This is a genomic window from Gracilimonas mengyeensis (genome assembly GCF_900182705.1).
Classification (GTDB): domain Bacteria; phylum Bacteroidota; class Rhodothermia; order Balneolales; family Balneolaceae; genus Gracilimonas; species Gracilimonas mengyeensis.
Map to the genome: position 1 here is coordinate 64,093 of NZ_FXTP01000019.1, position 17,423 is coordinate 81,515.

Here is a 17,423-nt window from a genome sequence, read left to right on the forward strand (position 1 = left end):
TCTGTAAAGGGAGTTTTTAGCCTTCATCCCAAAGTGTGGATACCAGTGGGATAATAAGAGGAGGAAGAAAGGCAGGCCTGCGGAAAAAATTGCCTCACCGGGAAAGTTTTGCAGTTGCTTGCATAACTAGCTGAAAGGCGAAAAAGCAGCGTTTCAGAGTCATTAGGCGTTTACGGGGCTTATTGAGGGGTTCGGGTAAATAACAAGACCTAATGGCACCCTATTTGCAAAATTGAGGCACACAAGCATCGTGCGCTTGTACAGAAAGCACCGCTGAGAATAATTATCAGCTGTGACCTCAAAAATACAGCGAATAAAAAAACCAAGATTTTGAAAGCACAACTTGCGAAAGCCCAGGCACTGCTAAACTTAAAGAAGCCCAAAACGGATGAGGCCATGAAATTGCTTCAGCCTTTAGTGAATAAGAAAAATGCCCCTTGGCCGGCTTTTCACTTTTCAGGGATAGCTATGGTGCAAAAAGGTGATTATGCCATGGCGTTATCTTTTTTGCAGGAAGCGGTTAAGCAGGGCAGTGATGAGCCTGAAACCTATCACGCCATTTCCATTTGTTACTTTAATATGGCTGATTACGATCAGGCCGAGCTATATGCCAACAAGGCGCTGAAGAAAAACCCAAAGTTTTTCAAGGGATGGCTGCACCTGGGATCGTTGTATCGGGCACAGGCTCGGCTGGATGAGGCACTTTCCTGCTTTCAAAAAGCCAACCAGATTGACCCCACCAGTGCTGGGGTTGCTTACAGAATTGGAGAAATTTATGCCGATCAGGGCGTATTAGATAAGGCTGTTGAACTCTTCAACATCACCCTGAAGATAGACAAAGAATACCTCACAGCTTACCTGGCCAAGGCTGATATTCTTATAAAACAGAGCAAGTACGATGAAGCGGAAGATACTATTTACGAGGTGCTTTCCATCAATCCCAGCAATGTGCCGGCTAAAGTATCGCTGGCTGAATTGTTCAAGTATAAAGGTAATTATGACAAGGCCATTGAGCTCTATGAACAACTGATGGAGCGGTTTCCAAAGTTGGCCGGTGTGCGTATTAATTATGCCTTATGCATGCAGGAGCTGGGGAACTTTGAAGAATCGGAATCAAACTATTTGAAAGCTTTTGAGGACGCCCCATCCGAATTTGAGGCGCTTTCCAATTACCTGATGAGCGTGCATTACAACCCGGAGCGTACCAAGCAGGAGATTTATGATGCTCACATGCTATGGGATCAAAATTTTGCCCCCGAAGAACGTCCGGCACGCCCGGTGCCTTACGATAAGCGAGAAGGTAAAAAACTGCGTGTAGGTTTTTTGTCCGGCGGTTTCAGAACCCACCCGGTGGGATGGATGATTATCAGTGCGCTGGAGAATTTGCCCAGAGATCAGTTTGAGGTCTATTGCTATACCACGCACAACCGGTTTGATCGTATCACCAAACGCATCCATGAGGCTTCCGACAGATGGCAATCCGTTATTGGCTACAGCGATGAAGTCATAGCCTGTATGATTCGGGATGATGAAATTGATATCCTGGTGGAGCTATCCGGTCATGCTGCGGACACTCGTCTTAAGACGGTTGTGAAAGAACCTGCCCCGGTGATGGTAAAATGGGTAGGGGGGTTGTTTAACACCACAGGTTTGGAATCGGTGGATTACCTGATAACCGACCATCAAGAGACTCCTGAAGGCGAAGAAGAATTTTATACCGAGAAACTGGTACGCATGCCGGATGATTATATCTGTTTCTTGCCACCAGAGTATGCTCCCGATGTAGCTGGTTTGCCGGCCAAAGAAAAAGGACACATCACTTTTGGCTGTTTCAATAACCCCACCAAAGTAAATGATGTTATTTTGGAGAAGTGGGCGACCATTATGAAGCAAGTGCCGAACAGCAAGCTTTTCCTGAAGAGTAAGCAATATGATACCACGGCTTTGAGAGAGCGTATTATTGAAACAATGGAGCGCTTCGAAATCAGCGAAGACCGATTGATTTTTGATGGACAATCAAAGCACCATGAGTTGTTGAATTGCTACAACCAGGTGGATATAGCCCTTGACCCATGGCCCTATTCCGGAGGTCTTACAACCTGTGAGGCGCTCTGGATGGGCACTCCGGTCATAACTACGCCGGGACCAACGTTTGCAGGCCGTCACTCAACCACACATTTGCATAATGTAGGCTTGCCTGAGTGGATAGCCGAAGATTGGGATGAGTATATCGGTAAGGCTGTTGAGTTGGCTTCAGATAAAGAGAAGCTGGCCGAAATCAGAGCCGGACTCCGAGAGAAAATTGCCCAGTCGCCGGTGTGTGATGGCAAGCGTTTTGGAGCTCACCTTTCTGAAGCTTTTAGAAGTATGTGGAAGCAACGGGTGAAGGGATATGAGAACAATCTGCCGGAAGGTGAATGGCAGGATCATATCGAGGTACCTGCACTTAGCGATGAAGAAATTTCAAAGATTACCATACAGAAGGATGTTTTTGAGCAGGTGGATGAAGTTGAATCCGACTTCATACAACAAGGTATTGCCGAGGCCCTGGGAGGAGATCCTGTTTACTCCAATGGAAGTTCTGAAAATGGTTCAGTAAATGGAACAGCAGGGCAGAAGCCTAAAGAAACAGCATGCTATAAGATTGGAACTAAAGACGGTGTAACCATCTGCACGCCTAAAGACCGGCAAATGATGACGCCATATGTACTGCTGGAGCAAAATCAGTGGTATGAGAATGAGCTGAATTTCATCCGGGATTACCTGAAAGCCGGAATGAATTTCGTGGATGTTGGAGCAGGTTTTGGAGCCTATGCACTGCCGGCCGCAAAATTAGTGGGTGACGAAGGGAAGGTATTTTCATTTGAGCCGGGTTCCACTGCAAAGAAACATTTGGAGCTGAGTAAACAGGAAAATGGCTTTGAGAACCTGGAAATTGTCGGGAAAGCCATTTCCAGTGAGGCGGGTAATTCAGCCTGGAAAACAGCTGAAACTCCAGAGTTAAACCGATTGGATGATGATGGAAAAGAAGAAGTAGCCACAACTACTTTGGATAACTGGTGGCAGTTTGAGGGAGAGCCAACCATTGACTTCCTGAAAATTGATGTGAATGGCCTTGAAGCTGGTGTAATCGAAGGGGCTTCGTCGCTGCTTGAACAACAAGCCCCGGTGCTGTTGGTTTCTATTGCAGAAGGCAATGCCAAGTCTATTTCTGAAGCACTGACTTCGAAAGGCTATAAGTTGTACGAATATATTCCCGGAGCAGGAGTATTAGCTGATCACGAACCAGATGCAGGTTTTGATCCTTACATGCAAAACCTAATAGCTATTAAGGAAGAGAAGGTAAATGATTTTAAACTTGAAGGCTGGCTATATGACGGTTCAGTGACACCCTTCGATGTGGAAAGCACTCTTTGGAAAACAGAGCTAAGCAAACTTCCATGGACCGAAGCGCTCATGGAGCAGTGGTCGAATCACAATAACTCTCCTGAGGTGGCTCATTACCTGACGGCACTGAACTATTTGCTTGAAGCAGAAAAAATAGATGCCACAAATTCGGATCTATCACAGCCCCGCAGCCAGAAAGCCTCGTTTCAGCTGAATGCGGCACAGATTCTTATCAACTTGTATAACCAGGGCGCCAACAGCACTTCCGTAGTATTTACGTTGGTGCGAGTATTGAGCGCTTTAGGCAAAAGAGGTCAGGCGGTAGAGGTGATGCAGAAGCTGATCCAAAACACCAAGCTGGGCCAGGAAAATATGAATGTGGACTTACCCTTTTTGTTACCGGTTCCTGAGCAGGATGAAACTTCTGTTAAAACAGAACTCAGTAAATGGCTGATGGTCCGTACCGTTGAAGCCTGGATCCTGATAAAAGATTTGACGACCTATGTAAGCGGTCCACAGGAGCAAAAGTTACTGGAGGTTCTGGAGGGCAACCCGGAAGTATTATCCCGATTGAATGATTTCAAAACCAAGGATCCGAATCAACCTGTGGTGGCGCATGTAAATGGTTCCACAAATGGGGTGAAAGTTACTAAGAAGCCTCAAGCCAATGTGGTGCATGTGTGTTTCAACCACGTGTATGCTCAAAGTCTTTCTGATTTAATTGAGCATGCCAACCGTCACTCTCACCAAAAGCATGGATTGTTTATTGAGGGGCACCGCGCCATCGCCGATTACTCGGTAGCTATTGATAACAATCCCGCTTCAATCATATTCAACTTTAAGAAGGATATGCAGAGCATTTTAGATGTATGCCTGAAGGATGAAGTGGACATGGTGATGTTCCACGGCATCTTTTTTGACTGGCAAAAGAAGCTGATTAAAGCTATTGGAGATAGCAAGCACATTGGCTGGGTGATCTGGGGCGGGGATTTGTACAATCCTGTTAAGAACAATGAATTAGAAAGCCTGCCTGCGAAGCTGATAAACAGCATCCACACCTCAGTGAAAGGAGACAGGGAGCTATTTAGCAAGTACTATCATAAGGTTGAAGGATTCGATTTTGCGTATCCATACCCGGGACTTTATGGCAAAGTAGGGGAAGATCTGCCCACTCAATCAGAGAAAAGAATTGTGGTTGGTAACTCAGGTGATGCCTCCAATAACCATATACAAATCCTGAAGGAATTATCAAAGAAAAAGGATATTGGTGACTACCAAATCGTTCTACCGGTAGCCTACAACTTTTCACCGGAGTATAAGTCGCTGATTGAAGAGCACATCTCTAAATATGGCTTAAAGGGACAAGTTCAGTTTTATGAGAAGTTTATATCTCCTGATGAGTACCTGAACTTCATTGCTTCCTCCGAGATATTTATTGCCGCACACGACCGGCAGCAAGCCATGGGGAATATCCTCATGTCACTCTATCTGGGTAAAAAAACCATCCTGAAAGAGAAAATCTCGATTCACGGGAAAGAGGAAACCAATCCGGGTTGGCTGTACTTAACGGAGCCCGGTTTAGAACCAACGACATTCGAAGCATTTACCAAAACCCAAAGCCTCAAGGAAATGAGCCATTCAAATATGGATTCGATCGGGAAAACCCGAGAAATCATTGAGAAGAGTTTTGGCTTGAATACACGAATGGAAGAATTGCTTAAAGCCTGTGAAGTCATAGCAAAATAACTCAATCAACAATTTTGGAAATGCTTGAAACGGCATTTTGATAATGAAAAGAGTGATTAAAATGAAAAAGGAAAATATACAAGTAGAAAACCTCGAGATCGGTGAAGGCACCATCATTGAGGACTCTGTGATTATCAGAGGTATTAGTGGAGCCGCCAAGCGGGTAGTAATCGGGGATAATTGTTACCTCGGCAAAAATGTGCAAATCATTTGTGATGACTTCACGCTTGGCGATTACTCCAAGATCCATCACAACACCACGGTGCATGGCTACAAGCCCTGTACCATCGGTCACAATGCCTGGATTGGGCAAATGTGCATCATTGACAGCATTGGCGGAGTGACCATTGGGAATAATTGTGGCATTGGAGCTTCATCACAGCTATGGTCGCACATCAAGTATGGAGACACGCTGGAGGGATGCCGCTTTCTAAGTGAAAACTCCCTCACCGTAGGCCATGATGTTTGGTTTGTGGGGCATTGTATTGTTTCTCCCATTACGGCGGCCGATAAATCCATGGCGATGGTTGGTTCTGTGGTTACCAAAAATATGGAGGAGAACCACATTTATGCGGGCACCCCGGCAAAATCCATATCCGATAAAATTGGGTTTCAGTTTAATGAGGTGAGCAATGAGGAAAAGCGAAAGAAGCTGACCGAATACATGGAGCAAGCGGGAGTATCAGAGGATAAGATCAAAATTGTTGAAAGTACTTCTGCCTTCAATTTTGAGGATGACATCAGCTATTTCGATGTAGATAGCCGGACATACACCAAGAAAAGAAGCTTGGATGAGATAAACTTCATGAAGTTTTTATTACCCGAAAAAGGAAAATTCACGCCTTATGAGTAATCAGCAAATTCCCTTCAACAAGCCCTTTTTAACAGGAAAAGAAACCGAATACATTGAAGATGCGGTGATGTTTGGCAAAATCTCCGGTAACGGTGATTTTACCAAAAAATGTCATGCCTTTTTCCAGGAACGGTACAATTTTTCTAAAACACTGCTTACCACTTCCTGCACCGATGCACTGGAGATGTCGGCCATTCTGGTAGATATTCAGCCTGGTGATGAAGTGATTATGCCTGCTTATACTTTTGTTTCTACTGCCAATGCCTTCATCCTGAGAGGGGCAAATATTCGGTTTGTGGACTCAAGGGAAGACCACCCGGGGATGGATGAAGATTTGATTGAAGAGCTCATCACCCCAAAAACAAAAGCTATTGTAGTGGTTCACTATGCCGGCATAAGCTGCGATATGCAAAAGATTTTAGACATCGCTGATAAGCATGATTTGTACGTAATTGAAGATGCAGCACAGGCCATTGAAAGCTATTACACTTTTCCTGATGGCACCCGGAAACCTCTTGGTTCTATTGGTCATTTGGGATGCTTTTCATTCCACGAAACCAAGAATATTATTGCCGGTGAAGGCGGAATGCTGGTGGTGAATGATGAAGAACTGAGAAGCCGGGCCGAAATCATTTGGGAGAAGGGAACCAATCGGTCGGCTTTTTTCCGTGGAGAAGTAGACAAGTATGGCTGGAAAGATATCGGATCATCCTTTTTGCCTTCTGAGCTGACGTCCGCATTCCTTTTTGCCCAGCTCGAAAATATAGAGAAGATTCAAAGCCGAAGGAAACTGATTTGGCAGCGTTATAATGGAGCTTTAAGTGAAAGAGTTTCGGAGCTGAATATTCAGAGTCCCTTTGTCCCGGCTTATTCCACCAATAATGCACACATGTTTTACCTGGTGACGGAGAGTTATGAGCAGAGAACGGAACTGCTTAGTTATCTGAAGGAAAAGAAGATCCTTGCCGTATTTCACTACCTGTCATTGCATAAATCCGATTTCTTTGCAGACAAACATGATGGTAGAGACCTGCCCATGTCTGATAGATATTCAGACCGTCTGCTTCGGTTGCCGCTGTACTATGATTTAACCGATGCACAGCAAAATTACATTATCAGAAGTATTAAGCGATTTGTAGAAGAGAAAATATCCGACAAATACTTTCTTCAGTCGGCTTGAAAATCTTCACCAAAAATGAGAGTAAAAGGCAATAGATAATCGAACAGATATGAGCCAAATTTTTGAAGATTCAACTTTAGGGACTTTAACATGGCGGCCAACGCCCTGGGACGAAAAGGTTTTCGGTTTGAATACCGTTGAAATTCTTGATCTAAACTGTAGTACCGAGGAAAAGGGAGGAAAGCTTCTTCAGCAGTTTCAGGATACACAGGAAATAGGTTTGCTGTATGGGCGGTTCGACGCCTCCGATCAGTTTCTAAAAAAAGTGCTGCTGGCAGATGGTTTTTTTCAGTGTGAAACAGCCTTGAGTGTTCGAAAAAACAAGCTTGCAACCAATGAGCTCCCCAAACTGGTGAAAGGTCGTGAGTTGGAACTACAGCAAACATTTAGAGAGGGAGACGAAGAGCACATCATTGAGCAATCAGGCAAGATGTACAATTTCTCCCGGTTTCATGAAGATCCATTTATCAACAGGAAAGATGCAGACAAGAGGATGAGCAACTGGGCCCGGCAATTACTTGAAAGCGATACTCCGGTGCTATTTCACCGGGATAAAAAGAAGAATATTACCTCTTATCTATTCTACACAAAAGAGGGTAGTGAGGCACATATGCTTTTGGGTGGAAGTTTACCGGGATACGGGATGTATGCTCCCTTCTTTTTTGGAGGAGTGCTGGAGCAGTTCAAGTCCTTAGGAATTAAAGCGATAAAAACGAGTCTTTCGGCAGCAAATAAAGGCATTCTTTCCTTGTACATCACGCTTGGGTTTAATGTCACAAGCACGAAATCGGATTATCACAAACACCTTATTCATAAATAAAAAATTGGAAGTAAAACACGATGGATATTAGAAATCACATAATCAGCACCTACAATGAAGTTTTGTCTTATACCGATGCGGAACTACAGGTTGAGGAATTAGCAAACGATACTGTTTTGCTTGAAAGCGGATTGGATTCACTGGGTTTCGCAACCTTGGTTGCCGAGTTGGAAGAGGAGCTTGGGTACGATCCTTTTGTGATGATGGACGAGCCCATTTATCCCACCACTTTTGGAGAGTTCGTCGAATTGTACGAAACCTATAAAGATGAGAAGAATTGATCGGGCTTTGACAAATTTTTGGGATCATATCGTTGCTGAAAGTGAACGGCCGCTGGTAGTTACAGCCGGGGAGGCTTTATATCATAGCGATTTTTTGCGGATAAGAACCGGAAGCGAACACGTTCTTCTGAAACTCCGTGGAAAAGCCGTAGCGATAAGTGGTACCGATGCTGAATTAATACACCTGTTACTTTTATTGGATGGGACAGCATCGTCAATTCTGCTGTTGCCCAACGATATGCAAACCGATCAAAAAGAAGAATTTTTTGGCCAATGCGGCATTGAGGCTGAAGCTACCCTGGTGGGTGAAGAACTGGAAGTAAACAAGATTCCTGCAAGTTCTGAAACCCTTAAGCTTTCAGATACAAAGGGAGGCAGAACAGATTGGATTATTCCCACTTCAGGAACTTCCGGTACACCCAAACTTGTAGCTCATAACCTGAAAAGCCTAACAAGAACCACGAAATTTAACAGGGAAGTTGGCCGGGATATCCGGTGGGGGCTAAGCTACTCAATCAGCCGGTTTGCGGGAATACAGATTATGCTGCAATCCTTGTTGTCTGGTTCCACTTTATTGGTGGCTTCTCCGGAGGCTTCGTTTTCTGAGAAAGCTGATTTTTTTGCAACCAACCACTGCAACGCTATTTCTGCCACTCCTACTTTTTGGAGAAAGTTACTGATGGTGAACCATGAGAGTGATCTGAATTTAAAAGTGATCACTTTGGGGGGAGAAATTGCAGACCAGCAGATTCTTAATGCATTATCCAAAAAATATCCTGAAGCCAGAATTACTCACATTTATGCCTCCACAGAGGCTGGTGTTGGGTTTGCTGTGCGTGATCATCTCGAAGGTTTTCCCGCTGCTTTTGTTCGGGATGGAGTGGAAGGCGCAGAACTAAAAATCGAACAGGACGGGACCTTACGGATAAAACCTCATACAGCTAACCAGAAATTCATAAGTACGGATATTGACGTAGATGCCGATGGATTTATTGATACCGGTGATTTGGTAGAAGAAAAGAGTGACCGTTATGTGTTTTTGGGCAGAAGATCCGGTTCCATAAATGTAGGTGGAAATAAGGTGATGCCCGAAGAAGTAGAAAACCTGTTGTTAAAATCTGGTCTTTTGAAAGGCGTGAAAGTATATGGCAAAGCCAATCCAATAATGGGAAACCTGGTTTCTGCAGATGTGATACCGAATTCAGCCAGTCAGGACCAGAAAATCCTGAAAAAGGAACTAAAGTCTTATTGCTCTGCGAATATTGAGAGTTTTAAAAGGCCTGCTTTCTTCAAGGTTGTTAGTGATTTTGATCTCAATGCATCAGGAAAAATTTCGAGGAACTAATGGAAAAGACCGTCATTGTAACCGGAGCAACCAAAGGATTGGGTTTAGAGATTTCCCGGCAATTGTTGGAAAATGAGTATCAGGTGGTAGGAATTGGCCGATCGGAGCCGGAAGAGTTTAAAAGCCTGCAAAATGAATTTGGGGAGAGATTTCATTTCCGGTCTTTTGATTTGGCAGAAACTGATAAGATTTATGAACTCGTGAAGAGCCTAAAGAAAGAGTTCAAGTATATATACGGGTTGGTCAATAATGCAGCGGTTGGCTTGGATGGCATCTTAGCTACCATGCATGAGAAAGACATTGCAAAGGTTATCAAATTGAATATCGAGTCGCCAATCATACTTACAAAATACATTAGCCGGGCAATGCTGAAGCGGAGAACGGGTCGCATTGTAAATGTAAGCTCCATTATTTCTCAAACCGGATATAATGGATTATCGGTATATGCTGCTTCTAAAGCTTCTTTAATTGGGTTCACCAAATCCTTAGCCAGGGAATTAGGCAAAGCGAATATCACGGTTAATGCCGTGGCACCTGGTTTCATGGAAACAAGAATGACGGAAGGTCTTGGTGGCGAAAACCTGGATCGTATTGTTCGAAGAAGTGCCCTTAAGAGATTAATAAATGTAGAAGAGGTAGCCGGAATGGTATGCTACTTACTATCGGAAAATGCCAAATCAATCACAGGAACAACTATAACATTGGATGCAGGCAGTACGGCTTGATCTGAACCATCAAATTAAATCAAACACACAACAAAAAAATAAATCGGTCTTCTGAAAAGAAATAAGCCATAAAAATCAGAATAGCATGAATCAGGAAAATGTACAGCAGAGTAATCGCATAAGTAAAGATCAGGTAAAACAGATTGCCGATAAGGTGGTCCAGTATTTAACGCAACAGCGTCAACAGCGGGAAACACAGATTCCCAAAGTGACCTTACAGCCACAGCACGTTGAGAATTGCCAGTTGCTGTTGAACCGGCATCTTATGCTTGAGAAAATGGAGAAGAACAGCGTGGTTGCTGAAATTGGCGTGGATGAGGGTAAATTCAGCCAGCTCATTCACAAAAAGGTTAAGCCTGCAAAATTCCATCTCATTGATATGTGGGGAACCGATCGTTTCCACGACGGGAAGTTTGAAGCCGTAAAATCCTACTTTGAGGAAGAGATAGAAGAGGGTGCAGTAGAGATTCACAAAACCATGTCTACCAAAGCAGCCCAGGAGTTTGAGGATGGCTACTTTGACTGGATTTATATTGATACCGATCATTCCTATGAAACTACCCGGGACGAGCTGGAGCTATATGCCCCTAAAATGAAGCCGGGCGGCATCATGGCCGGGCACGATTACCGAATGGGCAATTGGGTTTCTATGTACCGGTATGGGGTGATTGAAGCCGTGCACGAGTTTTGCGTGAAGCATAACTGGGAACTGATCTACTTAACGGCTGAGCCAACGGAAAGCCAGAGTTTTGCTATTCGCAAAATTGAAGAGTAGAAATTAAAAGCTGTTCGGTTTTAAGTTAGTATCAGATGGCAATTACCGCATTTGTTTAGCAAGTGAAGTCCTCCCCGGACTTCACTTGAATGCGGGCACTAAATAGTATGATGAAGAAAAAAGTTTATTTGCATATAGGTTCTGCTAAAACAGGTACCACCTCAATTCAAGAGACTTTTCAGCATAACAGAAACAGGCTGAATGATTTGGGATTTCATTATCCGGGGAATCACACAAATCATCACCTTTCCTTTCTGCTTACCAGGGCTGAATTTGAGGACTGGCCGCGTCAGTTTAAATCGATAGAAAGAAATAAGCTGAAGAATAGCATGGAAGAATATCTTCAGCATTTGGCCGGCGATATAAGCAGTAGTGCAATTGATACCCATATTATTTCATCAGAATACTTGTTTCTTACAAATGAGACATATGTTGAGAATTATGTAAGATTTCTGGAAACATTTTATGATGATATTAAGGTCTGTGTGTTTCTAAGAAATCCGGTGAATTATTTTCGGTCGGTACAGCAGCAAGTAATAAAGGCAAGATCGTATTTAACGAAGCCGGATGAGTGGAAGCTCCAATTTAAGCCGGTTATTGAGCTATGGAGCAACTACGCAGAAGTTGAAGTGATAGAGTATGAGCCGGGAGTAGATTCTTGTAAACTGTTCTGTGATTGGGCAGGCATTGATTACAGCAGCCTTGTACCATTAAGGAAAGAAAGTAATGTATCTATTTCTATTGAGCAGATGTTATTGCTGGAGAAGATTCAATCTCAGCTTTATGCCAACTATGAGAATCGTTTCAAAGCACATTTAAGAGTTTTGGAACAAATAAGGTTTACTGACCTGAACAAACCAAAACTGAAAGAGGGTGTCAGGGCAGTAGTTTACCAAAAGCACAAACAAGACATAGCCTGGCTTGAGGAAAATTATGCTATTAATTTCCTGGATAACGAACTGGATGAGGCTATGAATGATTTTTGCATTGACTCTGAGACAGGCATGCCATCTGTTAGAGACCTCTTTAAAGTACCTGATGAAGAAATGGTAGAAAAATATGAGATCCATGTTTTGGATCTGGTTCTCAAGAAATTGGCGCAACGGGCAACGAACTAACACACGGAGTTGATCACTCCCGTCGCTTCTCGTGTCCACACAATCGTTATTTGCATACGTTTTTTATCCGCAAGATCTTCCTTAAGCAAATTAATTACGGCCCTTCAATCCCTTTAACCTTTCTTTCACTTTTACCTTTTCACTTCCTAAAGTACACAAACCACTAAAGCCCCTCTATTAGCCTGAAGTTTTGTACGGCCCAAAAAAATTTAAAAAAATATTTAAGTCCGCTATTTCGCCTACGATAACAGGCATAACCAAACGCATAAAAGTTTTAAGCAACAAGCGATAAACCACAAACAAACCAAGAAGGTGAATTATTATGGCAAGTTTTGGTGATTTAAACAGAGTGAATACGAACATCCAGTCACTGGATGCTCAGCTTTCACTGAACAAGATTAATAAAAGTATGGCGGACAACCAGCTGCGTATGTCCACAGGTCTTCGTATCAACAAGGCCGAAGACGATGCTGCCGGTTACTCTATCGCCACTAAATTGAATAGTCGTGTTGAAGGTCTGGATCAGGCTCTGCGTAACGTAGGGGATGCAAAATCTGTATTGGATATTGCTGAGTCCAGCTTCAGTACCGTTATGGACAACCTGGTTGAAATGAAAGGTCTGGCCACGCAGGCGGCTAACGACACCCTTGGTGCCGACGAGCGCGCTTATATTGGCGACCAGATTTCAGCTTTAGCCAGTGACATCAACGAGATTGCGGATCAAACCGTATTCCAGGATACTGAATTGTTGAATGGTGGTGTTTCAGGTGGCGGAACGGTTTCTAATACCGGTTCTATTACCCTGACCTTCCAGGTAGGCGAGCGTTCTTCTGATACTCTCGATGCCAGCATCTCTGCTGTTAACGTAGGTGAGCTGTTTACTGACGGTTCTGCTACTGCTCAGCTTGGTGCCACAACAGGCGCTATCACTGCTTCTGTAGCTGATGCCAGTGGACAAGGTACTCTTACATTTGCTTCTACTGCTACAGCTGCCGATTACCGTTCATTTATTGATGATGTAGATACAGCCATCGGTTCTATGAACGACCGTGTAAACGAAATTGGTATGGCGCAAGCCTCACTGAGTACCCGTGAAGTGACTTTGTCACAATCCATTTCTGCGAACAGCTCTGCTGCCAGCCGTATCATGGATGCTGACTTTGCCAAGGAACAAAGTGAGTCTGTACGACTGCAGATCCTGCAGCAGACTTCTACTTCTGCTCTGGCTCAGGCCAACATGGGACCACAGTCCGTACTTGGTTTCCTCGGTTAATAACCGCTGAATTTACCAAGCAAGTTTTAGAATCCATATCTCCGAAAGGGGGTATGGATCTTTTTGTTTAGGGGATATAGGTAATCAAAGATGATGGATGACTTTTGTAACCAGTTCTTCGTCCGACCGCATTGAGAAAAACTCATGCAGGGCAAAACGTATCAGCGGTCTCGATTTCTCGGGCAGCAAATCTTATAAAAAATATCGAAGTGGAGAAGATTCATCAGACGGCTCTCTGCAGGCTTGCAGGTACGGAGTGTAAAGCCAGCCGTCAGATGATGACGGGGTTGTGAATTCTTTTGATCTTAAATTATCAATCTACCACTTCGTCCGACCGCTCTGGGAAAAACTCATGTAGGGCAAAACGTATCAGCGGTCTGACGATTTCCTCAATATCGACTCTCACGAGAAACATCGAAGCGGAAGAAAATCATCAGACGGCTCTCTGCAGGGTTCGGTGCACGGGAGGTAAAGACAGCCGTCAGATGATATCCGGATGCCAGAATAATTTGCAATCCTGGAAACCAATTGGGCCAAAGCTAACTATGGTCCAACTCCAAATTCCAAAAAAGTCTGCTATTTCTAAGGCTACGATTTATGGGCACAATCCGGCATTTTTTTCAAGGAAGAAAAATTTTCCGCTTTAATAAATCTTTCCCACTAAGAAATTTTATCTATTCAAAGTCATTAAAAATTAGTGATATACGTGATCTTTTTAAATTTTTCTTTAAAGATTCCGTATCTGGAAACGTGAAATTTCAAAAAATTTTTAAGACAGCCTTACCGTGAACGATAACTCAACCAAGCTTGACAAAGTTAAATTAATAACACAATTATAAAGGGATAGTATCATGGCAAGTTTTGGAGATTTAAACAGAGTAAACACAAACATCCAGTCACTGGATGCACAATTATCACTCAACAAACTGAATAAGGATATTGCGGACAACCAGCTGCGTATGTCTACTGGTTTACGAATTAATCGTGCCGAAGACGATGCGGCCGGCTATTCGATCGCTACTAAATTGAACAGCCGTGTGGAAGGCATGGATCAGGCACTTCGAAATGTAGGTGATGCCAAGTCAGTTTTGGATATTGCAGAAGCCAGTTTCAGTACGGTAATGGATAACCTGGTAGAGATGAAGGGATTGGCTACCCAGGCTGCCAACGAAACATTGGGTGCTGACGAAAGAGAATATATAGGGCAGCAGATTTCGGCCCTGGCAAACGATATTAATGAAATTGCAGATCAAACCGTGTTCCAGGATACCATGTTGTTGAATGGAGATGCAGGATCTTATAGCGGAACGCTGAGTCTGACTTTCCAGGTAGGTGAGCGTTCTTCTGATACACTTACTGCTGAACTGGATACTGTGAGCGTAGCTCAGCTATTTGATGTAAGTGGAGTTACCAATGTGTCTTTAAACACGAATGTAGGAGAGGGTGGAACACAGGGATCAATTGTCTTCAACTCCAACGTTGATGGAACTTCTGGTGACGATGCGATTGCGACTGACTTCCGTTCATTCATAGATGTGGTGGATAATGCAATCACCGCCATGAGCGACCGTGTAAACCAAATCGGAATGGCTCAGTCCTCACTGAGTACCCGCGAAGTGACTTTGTCTCAATCCATCTCGGCCAACAGTTCTGCTGCCAGCCGTATCATGGATGCTGACTTTGCCAAGGAGCAAAGTGAATCGGTACGACTGCAGATCCTGCAGCAGACTTCTACTTCTGCTCTGGCTCAGGCCAACATGGGACCACAGTCTGTACTCGGTTTCCTTGGTCAATAAGAACTAATGAAATTATAAAAATTTAGAAACCATGCTTTCCGAAAGGGAGCATGGTTTTTCTTTTTGAAGAGTAGGGTAATGTAATCTGTCTTTTTTAAAAAAGTAGCATTAGCAACTTAAGACGGCTATTTCGAGGGCGATAACATTAATAGGCGAAAAAAGCCTCTTAGGAAAAAAACAATTTAAAGGGAAATTATCATGGCAAGTTTTGGCGACTTAAACAGGGTAAATACTAACATCCAGTCATTGGATGCACAGTTATCACTCAACAAAATTAACAAGCGGATGGCAGACAACCAGCTGCGTATGTCTACGGGCCTTAGAATTAATAAGGCCGAAGACGATGCAGCCGGTTACTCCATCGCTACTAAATTGAACAGCCGGGTTTCAGGGCTTGAGCAAGCTTTATCCAATGTGGGAGATGCTAAATCTGTATTGGATATTGCCGAAGCCAGCTTTAGTTCGGTAATGGATAACCTGGTTGAAATGAAGGGTCTGGCCACTCAGGCTGCTAATGAGACTCTGGGCAGTGATGAGCGGCAGTACATCGGAGACCAAATTGAGAACCTCGCTACGGATATCAATGAAATCGCCGACCAAACGGTATTCCAGGATACCGAGCTATTGAATGGAAATATAAATGCCAGCGGTACCGCTACGAACACCGGAACACTATCTTTGTCCTTTCAGGTGGGAGAGCGTTCCTCTGATACCCTGACGGCGACAATTCAGGCCGTAAATCTTGGGGCTTTGTTCTCAAATGGCGGACATACTGATCTTGGTGTTGATATCGGTGCTGGTGGTGGGCAGGCATTTGGCCATGCGATTACCGCAGAAGCTGCCACTGCAACTGATCAGGGAAGCCTGACTGTAGAATCCAATGCCACGTCTTTTGATTTTCGAAACTTTATCAATGCGGTGGATAACGCCATTGGACTGATGAACGACCGTGTGAATGAAATCGGAATGGCTCAGTCTTCACTGAGTACCCGTGAAGTGACTTTGTCTCAATCCATCTCGGCCAACAGCTCTGCTGCCAGCCGTATCATGGATGCGGATTTTGCCAAAGAGCAAAGTGAGTCTGTACGACTGCAGATTCTGCAACAGACGTCTACTTCTGCTCTGGCTCAGGCCAACATGGGACCACAATCTGTACTTGGCTTCCTCGGTTAAAACCGACAGCTTTACTAAGCAAGTTTTAGAATCCATACCTCCGACAGGGGGTATGGATTTTTTTGTTGGGGATATGATTAAAGATTAAAAGATGGAAAGATCAAAGATTTTAGGCCTCAATCTTCGTCCGACCGCTTCGGGAAAGAGTCTTGGAAGAAAATAATGTATCAGCAGTCTGACAATTTCCACAGTACCGACTCTTACGAAAAATATCGAAGTGGAGAACATTCATCGGAGGCTCTTTGGAGGATTGCAAGTACGGGGCGTAAAGCCAGCCGTCAGATGAACACGGGGTAGGATAGACTTTGTACAGGCCTAAATATATCTGCAGTATTTTACTTTTAAACAAATCAGAGTTTCATGAAATCTTTTGCCAGTGTTTTAAAAAACACCTTTAGGGCGATTTAAATGCATCTTTTTGTGTGTCAAATAAATTTTAGAAAAAAATTTAAGACCGGAATTAGCCGGGCGATAACTGAATCAACTTGACAAACCTTAACAGAAAACACAATTTAAAAGGGAAAATATTATGGCAAGTTTTGGTGATTTAAACAGAGTGAATACAAACATCCAATCACTGGATGCACAATTATCTCTTAACAAGATTAATAAAAATATGGCGGACAACCAGCTGCGTATGTCCACAGGTCTTCGTATCAACAAGGCCGAAGATGATGCTGCCGGTTACTCTATCGCTACTAAATTGAACAGCCGTGTAGAAGGCTTGGATCAGGCCCTGCGTAACGTAGGGGATGCCAAATCTGTATTGGATATTGCTGAGTCCAGCTTCAGTACCGTTATGGACAACCTGGTTGAAATGAAAGGTCTGGCCACACAGGCTGCAAACGACACCCTCGGTGATGACGAGCGCGCTTACATCGGCGACCAGATCGCAGCTTTGGCTGGCGACATCAACGAGATCGCGGATCAAACCGTATTCCAGGATACCCA

The 17,423-nt window shown here is 43.8% G+C and carries 13 protein-coding genes; all 13 read left to right on the plus strand.

Translation table 11 applies throughout. The features are described 5' to 3' along the window. Positions 1-330: 330 nt before the first annotated feature. A complete protein-coding gene (locus tag FN815_RS17580) occupies positions 331-5,133 on the plus strand; it encodes an FkbM family methyltransferase (protein ID WP_142456151.1) in 4,803 nt (1,600 codons plus the stop codon). Between the two features lie 61 nt (positions 5,134-5,194). Further along, on the plus strand, positions 5,195-5,986 hold the full coding sequence (locus tag FN815_RS17585) for a hypothetical protein (RefSeq protein WP_185957367.1): 792 nt from the start codon (positions 5,195-5,197) through the stop codon (positions 5,984-5,986). Next, positions 5,979-7,166 (plus strand): dTDP-4-amino-4,6-dideoxygalactose transaminase, encoded by a 1,188-nt coding sequence (gene rffA, locus FN815_RS17590; RefSeq protein ID WP_142456153.1) that lies wholly within the window; start codon positions 5,979-5,981, stop codon positions 7,164-7,166. The genes FN815_RS17585 and rffA overlap by 8 nt, the downstream gene beginning before the upstream one ends. Before the next feature lie 49 nt (positions 7,167-7,215). After that, entirely contained in the window at positions 7,216-7,986 is a 771-nt protein-coding gene (locus FN815_RS17595; protein WP_142456154.1) for a hypothetical protein, read from the plus strand. Between the two features lie 20 nt (positions 7,987-8,006). Continuing rightward, complete coding sequence (locus FN815_RS17600) at positions 8,007-8,267, plus strand: acyl carrier protein (protein ID WP_142456155.1); 261 nt, start codon at positions 8,007-8,009, stop codon at positions 8,265-8,267. Further along, on the plus strand, positions 8,254-9,612 hold the full coding sequence (locus FN815_RS17605) for an AMP-binding protein (protein WP_142456156.1): 1,359 nt from the start codon (positions 8,254-8,256) through the stop codon (positions 9,610-9,612). Before FN815_RS17600 ends, FN815_RS17605 begins: the two co-directional genes overlap by 14 nt. Next, a complete protein-coding gene (locus FN815_RS17610) occupies positions 9,612-10,337 on the plus strand; it encodes an SDR family NAD(P)-dependent oxidoreductase (protein WP_142456157.1) in 726 nt (241 codons plus the stop codon). Before FN815_RS17605 ends, FN815_RS17610 begins: the two co-directional genes overlap by 1 nt. Before the next feature lie 85 nt (positions 10,338-10,422). Beyond that, positions 10,423-11,112, plus strand: coding sequence for a class I SAM-dependent methyltransferase (locus FN815_RS17615; protein WP_142456158.1), 690 nt, complete (start codon positions 10,423-10,425; stop codon positions 11,110-11,112). Between the two features lie 329 nt (positions 11,113-11,441). Continuing rightward, positions 11,442-12,230 carry a hypothetical protein gene (locus tag FN815_RS17620; protein ID WP_142456159.1) on the plus strand — a complete coding sequence of 263 codons (789 nt, stop codon included), beginning with the start codon at positions 11,442-11,444 and terminating at the stop codon, positions 12,228-12,230. Between the two features lie 322 nt (positions 12,231-12,552). Beyond that, positions 12,553-13,503, plus strand: coding sequence for a flagellin N-terminal helical domain-containing protein (locus tag FN815_RS17625; RefSeq protein ID WP_142456160.1), 951 nt, complete (start codon positions 12,553-12,555; stop codon positions 13,501-13,503). Positions 13,504-14,354: 851 nt separating this feature from the next. Continuing rightward, positions 14,355-15,299: a flagellin N-terminal helical domain-containing protein gene (locus FN815_RS17630; RefSeq protein ID WP_142456161.1), complete on the plus strand. Its 945-nt coding sequence runs from the start codon at positions 14,355-14,357 to the stop codon at positions 15,297-15,299. 198 nt (positions 15,300-15,497) lie between these two features. Further along, a complete protein-coding gene (locus FN815_RS17635) occupies positions 15,498-16,472 on the plus strand; it encodes a flagellin N-terminal helical domain-containing protein (protein ID WP_142456162.1) in 975 nt (324 codons plus the stop codon). 529 nt (positions 16,473-17,001) lie between these two features. Beyond that, positions 17,002-17,423: flagellin (locus FN815_RS17640; RefSeq protein ID WP_185957368.1), on the plus strand; the 422-nt coding region annotated here is incomplete at its 3' end.